We start from the raw sequence: 13204 nt of genomic DNA, 5'->3' as shown, positions 1-13204 counted from the left end.
CCGTAGGCCTGTCCGGCCTGCCCATGGCCCCTCCGGCCCGGTGGCGGACCGTGGTGGAATGAGATCGGGCGGTGGCCCGGCCAGTGCGTCTGGCCGGGCGCTCCTGTCTTCCCCAGGGCTGCCGCCCGGTTACCTGATCTCGGTGCGGACCTCGCCGCGCAGCTTGGCCGCCTGGGCGGCGGCGTCCTCCAGGGACATGCTCTTGCCGGTGAGGACACCGGCCGCGTCGCTGTAGACCACGTACGTGACGGTGCTGTGGTCGCCCCAGACGCAGACCGGCGCGGTGACGCTGGTGGGGCCGCCCGTCGTGGCGGCCGAGCCCAGGCCGACCTTCATCTCCTGGCACTTCATGACGCCGTTCTCGAACCCGGCGGGCGTGAACTCCTGTGGCTCACCGACCAGTTCGACCTTCCCCGCGCCACCGCTGTCGCCGCCCGCGCTCTTCGACGCCTCCGTCGACTTGGCGAACATCTTGTCGACGACCGCCGCCGGGTCGTCGATCGTGCCGTAGACCCCGCTGAACTGGATCTGCTTGACCGAGGCGGTGCCCTTGCCGGCCACGTAGTCGCCGGTGACGTTCTTGGGGTCGGAGATGCCCCACCCCTCGGCTTCCTTGACGTCGCTGTCGGTGAATTCGGCGTTGCCCGACGACTTGGCGCTCTTCTCGAACTCGCCGTTCAGCACCGTCGCCGGCGTCGTCAGCTCGTACTTCTTGCCGTCGTCCGCGACCGAGCCGCCGCCCCCGCCCCCGCTGGACGTGAGCATGTACACCCCACCGGCTATCACCGCGAGCGCCACCACGGCGATCCCGATGATCAGCCCGGTCTTCTTCTTCGGGGGGCTCGGAGGGGGCGGGTAGGCGCCGCCGCCGTACGGGGGCTGCTGGCCGTACGGGCCGGGCTGCGGCTGTTGTCCGTACGGACCCGGCTGAGGCGGCTGGCCGTACGGGTTCGGCTGGCCGTACCCCGGGGGCTGCTGCGGCGGGCCGCCCTGCGGGGGCTGCGGCGGGTAACCGTAGCCGGGCTGAGGCGGTCCCTGCGGCGGCTGCTGGCCGTACGGGCCCGGCTGGCCGTACGGTCCGGGCTGCTGCGGCTGCCCGCCGTACGGGCCCGGCTGGTTGTAGCTCATGTGCGCTGTCCCCTCGATCCTTATGTTTTTCGTACATCCTGACGGGAGATCCACTCCGGCGGGGCGCGGGGGGCCGCACTGTTACCGAACATCTCGTTTCTGCACAGCGCCGTGACACCTCTAAACTGGCCCGCGTGACCGAGAACCCAGCGCAGCAGCCAGCCAGCAACCCCGAACTGCCGACCCAGTACGTGCCGGCCGAGGTAGAGGGGAAGCTGTACGAGCGCTGGGTGGACCGCGGTTACTTCGAGGCGGACGAGAAGAGCGAGAAGCCCCCCTTCACGGTCGTCATCCCTCCGCCGAACGTCACCGGCAGTCTGCACCTGGGCCACGCCTTCGAGCACACACTCATCGACGCCGTCACGCGCCGCAAGCGCATGCAGGGGTACGAGACGCTGTGGCAGCCCGGCATGGACCACGCGGGCATCGCCACGCAGAACGTCGTCGAGCGCGAGCTGGCCAAGGAAGGCAAGTCCCGGCACGACCTCGGGCGCGAGGCGTTCGTCGAGCGCGTCTGGCAGTGGAAGGCCGAGTCCGGCGGGCAGATCTCCGGGCAGATGCGCCGCCTCGGCGACGGCGTCGACTGGTCCCGTGAACGCTTCACCATGGACGAAGGTCTCTCCCAGGCCGTCCAGACCATCTTCAAGAAGCTCTACGACGACGAGCTGATCTACCGCGCCGAGCGCATCATCAACTGGTGCCCGCGCTGCCTGACCGCGATCTCCGACATCGAGGTCGAGTACCAGGACGACGACGGCGAGCTGGTCTCGCTCAAGTACGGGGACGGCGAGGACTCCGTCGTCGTCGCGACCACCCGCGCCGAGACGATGCTCGGGGACACGGCCGTCGCCGTCCACCCGGACGACCCGCGGTACGCGCACCTCGTCGGCCGGCGGATCAGGCTGCCGCTCACCGACCGTACGATCCCGGTCGTCGCGGACGCGCACGTCGACCCGGAGTTCGGCACGGGCGCCGTCAAGGTGACCCCGGCGCACGACCCGAACGACTTCGAGATCGGCCGCCGCCACGACCTGCCGAACATCACGGTCATGGACGAGCGCGCCGTCATCACCGTCCCAGGACCCTTCGAGGGTCTGGACCGGTTGGAGGCGCGCAGCGCCATCGTCGCCGCGCTGCGGGCCGAGGGCCGGATCGTCGCCGAGAAGCGCCCGTACACCCACTCCGTCGGGCACTGCTCGCGCTGCAAGACGACCGTCGAGCCCCGGCTGTCCATGCAGTGGTGGGTCAAGGTCGACCCGCTGGCGCGGGCCGCCGGCGACGCCGTCCGCGACGGGAAGGTCGCGATCCATCCGAAGGAGATGGAGCCGCGCTACTTCGCGTGGGTCGACAACCTCCGTGACTGGTGCATCTCGCGCCAGCTCTGGTGGGGCCACCGCATCCCCGTCTGGTACGGCCCGAACGGCGAGGAGATCTGCGTCGGTCCCGACGACGAGGCGCCGACCGGCGAGGGCTGGACCCAGGACACCGACGTCCTGGACACCTGGTTCTCGTCCGGGCTGTGGCCGTTCTCCACGCTGGGCTGGCCCGAACAGACCGAGAGCCTGGAGAAGTTCTATCCGAACTCGGTCCTGATCACCGGCTACGACATCCTCTTCTTCTGGGTCGCCCGGATGATGATGTTCGGCCTGTACGCGATGGACGGCACCCCGCCGTTCCACACCATCGCGCTGCACGGCATGGTCCGTGACCAGTTCGGCAAGAAGATGTCGAAGTCCTTCGGGAACGCGGTCAATCCGCTCGACTGGATGGACAAGTACGGTTCCGACGCGGTCCGTTTCACCCTCGCGCGCGGCGCCAACCCCGGCGTCGACGTCCCGATCGGTGAGGACTGGGTCCAGGGTTCCCGCAACTTCGCCAACAAGGTCTGGAACGCGACGCGCTTCGCGATGATGAACGGCGCGACCGTCGAGGGACCGCTGCCCGACGCGGCCGACATGTCCGCCACCGACCGGTGGATCCTCTCCCGGCTCGGCGCCGTGGTCGCGGAGGTCGACGCGTACTACGAGGACTACCAGTTCGCGAAGCTCTCCGACTCCCTCTTCCACTTCGCGTGGGACGAGGTCTTCGACTGGTACGTCGAGCTGTCCAAGACGTCCTTCTTCGAGGGCGGCGAGTCCGCGAAGGTCTCCGGGCGCGTCCTCGGCGAGGTCCTGGACACCACCCTGCGTCTCCTGCACCCGGTCATCCCGTTCGTCACCGAGACGCTGTGGACCACGCTCACCGGCAAGGAGTCCGTCGTCGTCGCCGAGTGGCCGGCCGACAGCGGGTTCCGTGACGCGGCGGCCGAGCGGGAGATCGAACACCTCCAGCAGGTGATCACCGAGGTCCGCCGGTTCCGCGCCGACCAGGGCCTCCAGCCCGGCCAGAAGGTCCCGGCCCGGCTCGACCTGTCGGGCACCTCGCTCGCCGCGCACGAGGCGGCCATCCGCCAGCTCCTGCGGCTCCAGCCGGAGGGCGACGGCTTCCACGCGACCGCCACGCTGCCGGTCGCCGGGGCCACCGTCGCGCTGGACCTGTCCGGCACGATCGACGTCGAGGCGGAGCGCAAGCGCCTGACGAAGGACCTCGGCGCGGCGGAGAAGGAGAAGGCGCAGGCGCTCGCGAAGCTCGGCAACGAGGCGTTCCTCGCCAAGGCGCCGGACAACGTGGTCGACAAGATCCGCGGTCGGCTCGCCAAGGCGGAGGCCGACATCGAGCGCCTCACCGCGCAGGTGGCGGCGCTGCCGCAGGGCTGACGTCCTCACTCGTACGCGTGTTCCGAAGCGCGACCCGGATCCCCTCCGGCCCACACGGCCAGGGGGGATCCGCGTCGTACGGAAGGTGCGCGGAAGGTGTACGGGGGGCGTCCGTTCCGCCGGGGGAGGGGCGCGCCGGTGTCGGTGTCGGTGGTCCTCCGTAGACTGGCCCTGTGAGCGAGCACCGTCCTTCCGACCAGCCCGGCGAGCCCAGTGATTTCGACGAGTTCGACGAATTCGACGAGATCACCGCGGCCGCGACCGACCGAGACCCCGACCTCGCGGTGATCGAGGCAGGCAGCCGTACGCTGCGCGCCCAGGCCGGGGCGGCGCAGGACGACGGCGTGCCGGCCCGTCCCAAGGACCCCGAGGTGGACAGAGCCCTCCACGCCGTCGAGCAGGAGCTGGCGGGGCGCTGGGGTGAGACCAAGCTCGACCCGTCCCGCGTCAGGATCGAGGCGCTGCTGAACGTGCTGGGCGACCCCCAGCGCACCTACCCGACGATCCACATCACCGGCACCAACGGCAAGACGTCCACGGCCCGGATGATCGAGTCCCTGCTCGGCGCCTTCGCCCTGCGCACCGGCCGCTACACCAGCCCGCACATCCAGTCGATCACCGAGCGGATCAGCCTGGACGGGGCCCCGATCTCCGCCGAGCGGTTCATCGAGACGTACGAGGACATCAAGGCGTACGTCGAGATGATCGACGGCACGCAGGAGCACCGGCTCTCGTTCTTCGAGGTGCTGACGGCCATGGCGTACGCGGCCTTCGCGGACGCCCCGGTGGACGTCGGAGTCGTCGAGGTCGGCATGGGCGGCACCTGGGACGCGACGAACGTCATCGACGCGTCGGTCGCCGTCGTCACCCCCATCGACCTGGACCACACGGACCGGCTCGGCTCCACGCCCGGCGAGATCGCCGCGGAGAAGGCCGGGATCATCAAGGACGGCGCGACGGTCGTCCTGGCGCAGCAGCCGGTGGACGCCGCGCAGGTGATGCTGAAGAAGGCCGTCGACATGGACGCGACGGTGGCCCGCTCCGGCATGGAGTTCGGGGTCGTCGCCCGGGAGATCGCGGTCGGCGGCCAGCTGCTGACGCTGCGCGGCCTCGGCGGGGAGTACGAGCAGGTCTTCCTCCCCCTGCACGGGGCGCACCAGGCGCACAACGCGGCGGTGGCGCTGGCGGCGGTGGAGGCGTTCTTCGGGATCGGCGCCCAGCACGCGCGGCAGCTCGACATGGACACCGTCCGCAAGGCGTTCGCCTCGGTCTCCTCGCCGGGCCGGCTCGAAGTCGTACGGCGCTCCCCGACCGTCGTGCTGGACGCGGCGCACAACCCGGCGGGCGCGCGCGCCGCGGCGGACGGCGTCACCGAGTCGTTCGGCTTCAGCCGGCTGATCGGGGTGGTGGGATCGAGCGACGGCAAGGACGTCCGCGGGGTCCTGGAGGCGCTGGAGCCGATCTGTACGGAGGTCGTGGTCACGCGGAACTCCAGTCAGCGCGCGATGGACGTGGACGAGCTGGCGGCTGTCGCCGTCGAGGTCTTCGGTGACGACCGCGTCCAGGTCGAGCCGCGGCTCGACGACGCGCTGGAGGCGGCGATCACGCTCGCGGAGGAGGAGTCCGAGTTCTCCGGGGCCGGGGTGCTGGTGACCGGATCCGTGATCACGGTCGGCGAGGCCCGGCTGCTGCTGAAGAGGGGCTGAATTCCGTGCGAACGCTCTGCGCGTCGACCTTGATCGGTGAATTCTTCGTGATCGGTTTCGCCGGTCTGGTCGCCATGAAATCGGACGACCTGTCGGTGGGGACGGTCTGGACGGTCTGTGGCGTCGCCATGCTGTTCTCCCTGCTGCTCTGCGGGATGATCACGCGTCCCGGTGGGGTCCAGCTCGGCTGGGCGCTCCAGGCCGGCCTGTTCGCGGGCGGTTTCGTGGTCCCGGCGATGTTCGTGCTGGGGGTGCTGTTCGGGGCGCTGTGGTGGGCTTCGGTGCACTACGGCCGGGTGATCGACGAGGCGAAGGCCCGCTGGGCCGCGCAGGCATCGGCAGAGGCTGACGCTGCGTAACCGGTGATGCGGGGTGCCCTGTAGCCTCAGTGCTCCCGGACGCGGTCTCAGCCTCCGAGGCCCGGATTCCGGCACCCCGCATTCCCCACAGAAGGAGCCCGTACAGTGAGCCAGCGCACGCTCGTCCTGCTCAAGCCCGACGCCGTACGCCGTCACCTCGTCGGCGAGATCATCGGCCGCATCGAGCGCAAGGCGGACTGGACCCTGATCGCGCTGGAGCTGCGCACGCTCGACCAGGACACGCTGGAGCAGCACTACGGCGAGCACAAGGGCAAGCCGTTCTACGAGCCGCTGGTCGCGTTCATGGCGTCCGGCCCCGTCGTCGCGCTCGTCGTCGAGGGCGAGCGGGTCATCGAGGGCATCCGCGCCCTTTCCGGTCCCACTGACCCGATCGCCGCAGCGCCCGGGTCCATCCGGGGGGACTTCGGGACCATCGTCCGGGAGAACCTGATCCACGCCTCGGACTCCGAGGAGTCCGCCATTCGGGAACTGAAGATCTTTTTCCCGGGTCTTTCCTGACCGCATGTCAGCCAAACGGAGCTGAAGACCTGGGGCGACCGAAGGAATTCGGTCGCCTTTGGGTATATCCAAGCCACTTCCGGGAACGCATCGGTCCGACACTTCGTCACCGTTACTGAGGTGGGCCAGCGCGCCGCCGTCGCACCGGCGGCACTACGATGGAACCCTCCACGCCACAGCACCCACCTCGCCATCCTGAAAAGCCGTCAACGCTTGGGAAGGCCAGACGCATCCTCATGGGGAACCACATGTCGTTCATCGGCCGTGACATGGCTGTCGACCTCGGGACCGCCAACACGCTGGTGTACGTCAGGGGCCGCGGGATCGTACTCAACGAGCCGTCCGTGGTCGCCATCAACACCAACACCGGCGGCATTCTGGCGGTCGGCTCAGAAGCCAAGAAGATGATCGGCCGGACACCGGGCAACATCGTTGCCGTCCGGCCGCTGAAGGACGGCGTGATCGCCGACTTCGAGATCACCGAGCGCATGCTGCGCTACTTCATCCTCAAGATCCACAAGCGCCGCTACCTCGCCCGTCCGCGCGTCGTCGTCTGTGTGCCCTCCGGCATCACCGGGGTCGAGCGCCGCGCCGTGATCGAGGCGTCCACCCAGGCCGGCGCGCGCCAGGTGCACATCATCGAGGAGCCGATGGCCGCGGCCATCGGCTCGGGACTCCCCGTCCACGAGGCCACCGGCAACATGGTCGTCGACATCGGTGGCGGCACCACCGAGGTCGCCGTCATCTCGCTCGGCGGCATCGTGACGGCGCAGTCCATCCGCGTCGCCGGCGACGAGCTGGACAACGCGATCATCCAGCACATCAAGAAGGAGTACTCGCTCCTCCTCGGCGAGCGGACCGCCGAAAGCATCAAGATCACCATCGGTTCGGCGTACGACCTCGACAAGGACGAGCACACCGAGATCCGTGGCCGTGACCTGGTCTCCGGCCTGCCGAAGACCGTCGTCATCTCGGCCGCCGAGGTCCGCAAGGCCATCGAGGAGCCGGTCAACGCGATCGTCGACGCCGTGAAGACGACGCTCGACAAGTGCCCGCCCGAGCTGTCCGGCGATGTGATGGACCGGGGGATCGTGCTCACCGGCGGCGGCGCCCTGCTGCGCGGTCTCGACGAGCGGCTCCGTCGGGAGACGGGCATGCCGATCCACATCGCGGAGGACCCGCTCGACTCGGTCGCGCTGGGATCCGGCAAGTGCGTCGAAGAGTTCGAAGCGCTCCAGCAGGTGCTGGACGCACAGCCCCGTCGGTGACGGATTCACCGAAGATCCGCCGAACGGGTGCCTGACGTCCCGTCCGGCGGATCGTTGAATTACAGGCACCACCCATAACAGGCGCCACCCGCGACAGGCACCACCCATAACAGGCACCACCCATTCCTACGAGGAAGGCACGGCCGCCGCACGTGAGGGACACACGAGAGAGCCGTCTGCTCTTGGTGCTGCTGATCGCCATCGCGTTCGCGCTGATCACGGTGGACATCCGCGGCGGTGAGGATTCCCCCGTGGACGGCGCGCGCCAGGCCGCCGCCACGGTTTTCGGCCCGGTGGAGAACGGCGTCGCGGCGGCGGTGAACCCGGTCGGCAACGCCATAGGGGCCGTACGGGACTCCGGCACCCGGCACACCCGGATCGCCGCCCTGGAACGGGAGAACACCGAACTCAAGCAGCGGCTCGGCAGCGACGACCGCAACCGCAGCCAGGTCCGCGAGCTGGACAAGATGCTCCAGCGGGCCGGCGCCGGCCAGTACGGCATCAAGGGCGCCCAGGTCATCGCCATAGGAGCGGCCCAGGGCTTCTCCTGGACGGTCACCATCGACATGGGCCGTAACGACGGCATCGAGCGCGACATGACCGTACTCAACGGGGACGGCCTGGTCGGCCGGGTCACCACCCTCGGCCCCAACACCGCGACCGTGCTGCTCGCCAACGACCCCGGTTTCACCGTCGGCACCCGGATGGAGGGCTCCGACGAACTCGGCTTCGCCACCGGCCAGGGCGACCGGCCGCTCTCCGTACAGCTCCTCAACGGCAAGGCGAAGATCCGCAAGGGCGACCGGCTGGTCACCTTCGGGTCGAGCAGGGACAAGCCGTTCGTACCCGGCGTGCCGGTCGGCGAGGTCGTCCGCGTGGACCCGTCCGGCGGCGACCTCACCCGTACGCTCTCGGTGCGGCCGTTCGTCGGCTTCACCAAGCTGGACATCGTCGGGATCGTCGTCGAGGCGCCGCGCGAGGACCCGCGGGACACGGTGCTGCCGCCCAAGGCCAGACCCGTCCCGACGCCCACCGTCACCGTGACCGTCACCCCGTCGCCGGATGCCAACGCCGACCTGAACGCCGACGCCGACAGCAATCTCGACGTCAACGGGAACACCGCCCCCATCACCGGCGCCGACCCGAACGCGAAGCCCGACCCGAACGCGAACCCGAAGCCCAACGCGAACCCGAACGCCGACCCCGACGCCGCCACGAACGCCGATACGGGCGACGTGGGCAACGGCAACGGCCAAGCAGACGACCAGGAGTAGGGCTGATCCCCATGCGCTTCAACCGGATTCTGCTCTCCACCACCCTGGTCGTGGTCGCCCTCGTCGTCCAGGTGTCCGTCCTCGCCCGGCTCCAGCTGCCCGGCGCCGTACCCGACCTGATGCTCCTCGTCGTCCTCGCCCTGGCCTTCGTGTACGGGCATGTCGCCGGCGCCTTCATCGGCTTCGGCGCCGGTCTGCTCTCCGACCTCGCGCCGCCCGCCGACCACGCGGCCGGACGGTACGCCCTGGTCCTCTGCGTCATCGGTTACGTGGCCGGGCTGGTACGGCCCGAGAAGGGCCAGCTCCGCTCGGCGCTCGCCCCGATGACCGCGGTCGTCGCCGCGGCGATCTGCTCCACCCTGCTGTACGCGGGCGTCGGCGCCCTCGTCGGCGACACCGCCGCCCGCCATGTCGGCCTCGGCGGGCTGATCTTCACCGCGGCGGTCTACGACCTGCTGCTCGCCCCGTTCGTCGTCCCGCTCGTCATGGCCCTGGCAAGACGCGCCGACAACGATCCCCTCGCAGAGTCCCGGGACAGCTCCGCCGGCGACGTGGCCTCCGGCTGGTCCGGCTCCGGTACGGGGCTGCGGATCGGCGGCCAGCGTGGCGGACTGCGGGTCAGGGCGGCCCGTAACCGCGCGGCGCGGGCCGGGCGGATCAAGGGGGTCAAGCGCCTGTGACCGTACCGTCCCCGGTGGCAGCACCGTCCGCCCGCACCGCCCGTACGCCCCGTAGCACCCGTGGGGGGTCGCAGTGAGCAACATCCCGGAGACCGGACGGACGCCCCGGGTCCAGATCCGGCTCGTCGTCATCCAGGTCCTCGTCTTCTCCCTCCTCCTCACCCTCGGCGGCCGGCTCTGGTACCTCCAGGTCCGCAACGGCCAGGAGTACACGGACGAGGCGAAGAACAACCACGTCCAGCAGGTCATCCAGCCCGCCGTCCGCGGCTCGATCCTCGACACGCGCGGGGTCCCGCTCGCCGACAACGAGACCCGCCTCGTCGTCTCCGTCAGCCGCACCGAGCTGATGAAGATGCAGGACAACGGCAAGGCCGCCCTGACCAATCTCGCCGACGTCCTCGACATGAAACCGCAGGACGTCATCTCCAAGGTCCGGCTCTGCGACGCGAAGACCCCCCAGCCCTGCTGGAACGGTTCGCCCTACCAGCCGATCCCCGTCACCGACGAGGCCACCACCCAGCAGGCCCTCCAGATCCGCGAGCGCGCCGAGGACTTCCCCGGCATCACCGCCGAACCCACCGCCGTACGCCGCTACCCCGCGCCCGGGCTCGCCAACACCGCCCAGGTCCTCGGCTACCTCTCGCCCGTCACCGACGACGAGATCACCAAGGCGCACGACACCGAGTCGCCGTACCTCCGCTCCGACCAGGTCGGCCGCTCCGGACTGGAGCGCACGTACGACAAGCAGCTCCGCGGCAAGGCCGGCGTCACCCGGTACGAGGTCGACAACCTCGGCCGGGTCATCGGCGAGGCCAAGAGCGACCAGGCCGAGCCCGGCGCCAACGTCGTCACCTCGATGGACGCCCGCGTCCAGGCCGTCGCCGAGTACGAGCTGAACGAGGCGATGAAGGCCGCCCGCAAGGAGCTGGACCGCAACACCAACGAGAACTACAAGGCGGATTCCGGCGCCGTCGTCGTCATGGAGGCGAAGACCGGCCGCGTCGTCGCGATGGCCTCCCAGCCGACGTACGACCCCAACTCCTGGGTCGGCGGCATCTCCGCGAAGGACTACACGAGGCTCACCGGCAAGAACTCCAACTTCCCGCTGCTGAACCGCGCGATCCAGGGCCAGGCGGCCCCCGGCTCGATCTTCAAGGTCATCTCGTCGACGGCCGCCGTCAACGCGGGCTACCCCTTCAACGGCAACTACCCCTGCCCCAGCTCGTACAACGTCGGCAGCCAGGTCTTCAAGAACTTCGAGTCCAAGGGGTACGGCTCGATCACCATCGGCAAGGCGCTGGAGGTCTCCTGCGACACCGTCTACTACGGCCTCGCCCACAAGGAGTGGCAGAAGGACGGCGGCACCAAGCCGAAGAAGAACTCCAACGACTGGTTCTACAAGACCGCCCACCAGTTCGGCCTCGGCAAGGAGACCGGCATCGACCTCCCCAACGAGGTCACCGGGCGCGTCCCCGACCGTCAGTGGAAGCAGAAGTTCTGGGAGGCCAACAAGGCCGGCTGGTGCAAGCAGGGCAAGAAGGGCGGCACCTACGTCCAGCAGCTCGCCTACGAGGGCTGCCTCGAAGGCAACCTGATGCGCGCCGGTGACTCCGTCAACTACTCGATCGGCCAGGGCGACACCCTCGTCACCCCGATCCAGATGGCCACCATCTACTCGGCCATCTCCAACGGCGGCACCCTCTACAACCCCACCGTCGGCAAGGCCGTCATCAGCCCCGACGGCAAGCGGGTCGAGGAGATCGCCCCGAAGTCGCACGGCAAGCTGCCGATGAACAAGAAGACGCGCGACGAGATCGACGAAGCCCTCGCCGGGGTCGCCACCCGCGGCTCCGCCGCCTGGCGGTTCGGTGGCTGGCCGCAGGACAAGATCCCGATGCACGCCAAGACGGGTACCGCCGAGGTCTACGGCAAGCAGACGACCTCGTGGTTCGCCTCGTACACCAAGGACTACACGATCGTCATGACGATCGCCCAGGGCGGTACGGGCTCCGGGGCCTCCGGCCCCGCCGTCCGCAAGATATACGAGGCGATGTACGGACTGAACGCCAAGGGCGACCAGAACCTGACGAAGGCGCTCATGCCCACCCCGCGCACCGCGCTGCCCACGATCCAGCCGGACGGTTCGATCGACGCGCCCAAGGTCAGGCCGTACGAGCCGGAGAAGGAACTCCCGGCCGATGAGCAGGTGCTGGCGGGCCCGCCCGCCGCACCCGGCCGGAGGGACTGATCCATGGCCGGTACCAGTGGCTTCTCCGTCTCCGGCTACGGTCCGGACCGCGGGGCCTGGGCCAGACTCTCGGCCCGCGACTCGATGGTGCGCCGGCTCGACTGGCCGCTGCTCTTCTCGGCGCTCGCCCTGTCGGTCCTCGGCTCCCTGCTCGTGTGGTCGGCGACCCGCAACCGCACCCACCTCAACCAGGGCGACCCGTACTACTTCCTCTTCCGCCACCTCCTCAACACCGGCATCGGCTTCGCCCTGATGATCGGCACGATCTGGCTCGGGCACCGCACCCTGCGCACCGCGGTCCCGGTGCTGTACGGATTCTCCGTGGTGCTGGTCCTGCTGGTCCTCACCCCGCTCGGCGCGACCATCAACGGCGCCCACTCCTGGATCGTGATCGGCGGCGGCTTCACCCTCCAGCCCTCCGAGTTCGTGAAGATCACGATCATCCTGGGCATGGCGATGATGCTCGCCGCACGGGTGGACGCGGGGGACCAGCTCCACCCCGACCACCGCACCGTCGCGAAGTCCCTCGGTCTCGCGGTGCTGCCGATGGCCATCGTCATGCTGATGCCGGACCTCGGCTCGGTGATGGTCATGGCGGTCATCGTGCTCGGCGTGCTGCTCGCCTCCGGCGCCTCCAACCGCTGGATCCTCGGCCTGGTCGGCGCGGGCGTGGCCGGCGCCGTCGCGGTCGCCGCGCTCGGGGTGCTGGACGAGTACCAGATCAACCGCTTCGCCGCCTTCGCCAACCCGGAGCTGGACCCGGCGGGCGTCGGCTACAACACCAACCAGGCGCGCATCGCCATCGGCTCCGGCGGACTGACCGGCACCGGGCTCTTCCACGGCTCGCAGACCACCGGCCAGTTCGTGCCCGAGCAGCAGACCGACTTCGTCTTCACGGTCGCGGGCGAGGAGCTGGGCTTCCTCGGCGCCGGGCTGATCCTCGTCCTGCTCGGCGTGATCCTCTGGCGCGCCTGCCGGATCGCCCGCGAGACGACCGAGCTGTACGGGACGATCGTGGCCGCGGGGATCATCGCCTGGTTCGCGTTCCAGGCGTTCGAGAACATCGGGATGACGCTCGGCATCATGCCGGTGGCCGGGCTGCCACTGCCCTTCGTGTCGTACGGCGGCACGTCCATGTTCGCCGTCTGGATAGCGGTGGGGCTGCTCCAGTCGATCAGGGTCCAGCGGCCGATAACGGCCTGACCCGCGCAGGTCTGCCCTGTGCAGGGGGTGCCGCGAGGCGCCTCCTGCGGCTAAATTCGGTAT

General features: G+C 69.6%; 10 protein-coding genes. 9 read left to right on the top strand and 1 reads right to left on the bottom strand.

The genetic code is table 11. The annotated features are described in order from the left end of the window. Positions 1–129: 129 nt before the first annotated feature. Entirely contained in the window at positions 130–1128 is a 999-nt protein-coding gene (locus tag ACFXPL_RS25290) for a hypothetical protein (protein WP_384923748.1), read from the bottom strand. A 134-nt stretch (positions 1129–1262) separates the two neighbouring features. On the opposite strand from ACFXPL_RS25290, the gene ACFXPL_RS25285 reads away from it, so the two are divergent. From ACFXPL_RS25285 to rodA, 9 genes are all read left to right on the top strand, one after another. Then, positions 1263–3884, top strand: a complete 2622-nt coding sequence (locus tag ACFXPL_RS25285; RefSeq protein ID WP_384923746.1) for a valine--tRNA ligase — start codon at positions 1263–1265, stop codon at positions 3882–3884. A 173-nt stretch (positions 3885–4057) separates the two neighbouring features. Then, a complete protein-coding gene (locus tag ACFXPL_RS25280) occupies positions 4058–5590 on the top strand; it encodes a bifunctional folylpolyglutamate synthase/dihydrofolate synthase (protein ID WP_384923744.1) in 1533 nt (510 codons plus the stop codon). A 5-nt stretch (positions 5591–5595) separates the two neighbouring features. Next, entirely contained in the window at positions 5596–5949 is a 354-nt protein-coding gene (locus ACFXPL_RS25275) for a DUF4233 domain-containing protein (protein WP_384923742.1), read from the top strand. 105 nt (positions 5950–6054) lie between these two features. Further along, positions 6055–6468, top strand: coding sequence for a nucleoside-diphosphate kinase (ndk, locus tag ACFXPL_RS25270; RefSeq protein ID WP_384923741.1), 414 nt, complete (start codon positions 6055–6057; stop codon positions 6466–6468). A gap of 248 nt (positions 6469–6716) precedes the next feature. Next, a complete protein-coding gene (locus ACFXPL_RS25265) occupies positions 6717–7736 on the top strand; it encodes a rod shape-determining protein (protein ID WP_329827104.1) in 1020 nt (339 codons plus the stop codon). Positions 7737–7888: 152 nt separating this feature from the next. Next, on the top strand, positions 7889–9010 hold the full coding sequence (gene mreC / locus ACFXPL_RS25260) for a rod shape-determining protein MreC (RefSeq protein ID WP_384923738.1): 1122 nt from the start codon (positions 7889–7891) through the stop codon (positions 9008–9010). An 11-nt stretch (positions 9011–9021) separates the two neighbouring features. Beyond that, entirely contained in the window at positions 9022–9690 is a 669-nt protein-coding gene (gene mreD / locus ACFXPL_RS25255; protein ID WP_384923736.1) for a rod shape-determining protein MreD, read from the top strand. Positions 9691–9763: 73 nt separating this feature from the next. Beyond that, a complete protein-coding gene (gene mrdA, locus ACFXPL_RS25250; RefSeq protein WP_384923734.1) occupies positions 9764–11938 on the top strand; it encodes a penicillin-binding protein 2 in 2175 nt (724 codons plus the stop codon). Between the two features lie 3 nt (positions 11939–11941). Then, positions 11942–13141, top strand: coding sequence for a rod shape-determining protein RodA (rodA, locus tag ACFXPL_RS25245; protein ID WP_384923732.1), 1200 nt, complete (start codon positions 11942–11944; stop codon positions 13139–13141). The last annotated feature ends 63 nt before the right edge of the window (positions 13142–13204 follow it).

The organism is Streptomyces sp. NPDC059092 (assembly GCF_042756365.1).
GTDB lineage: Bacteria > Actinomycetota > Actinomycetes > Streptomycetales > Streptomycetaceae > Streptomyces.
This window is presented reverse-complemented; position numbering and strand designations above follow the sequence as displayed.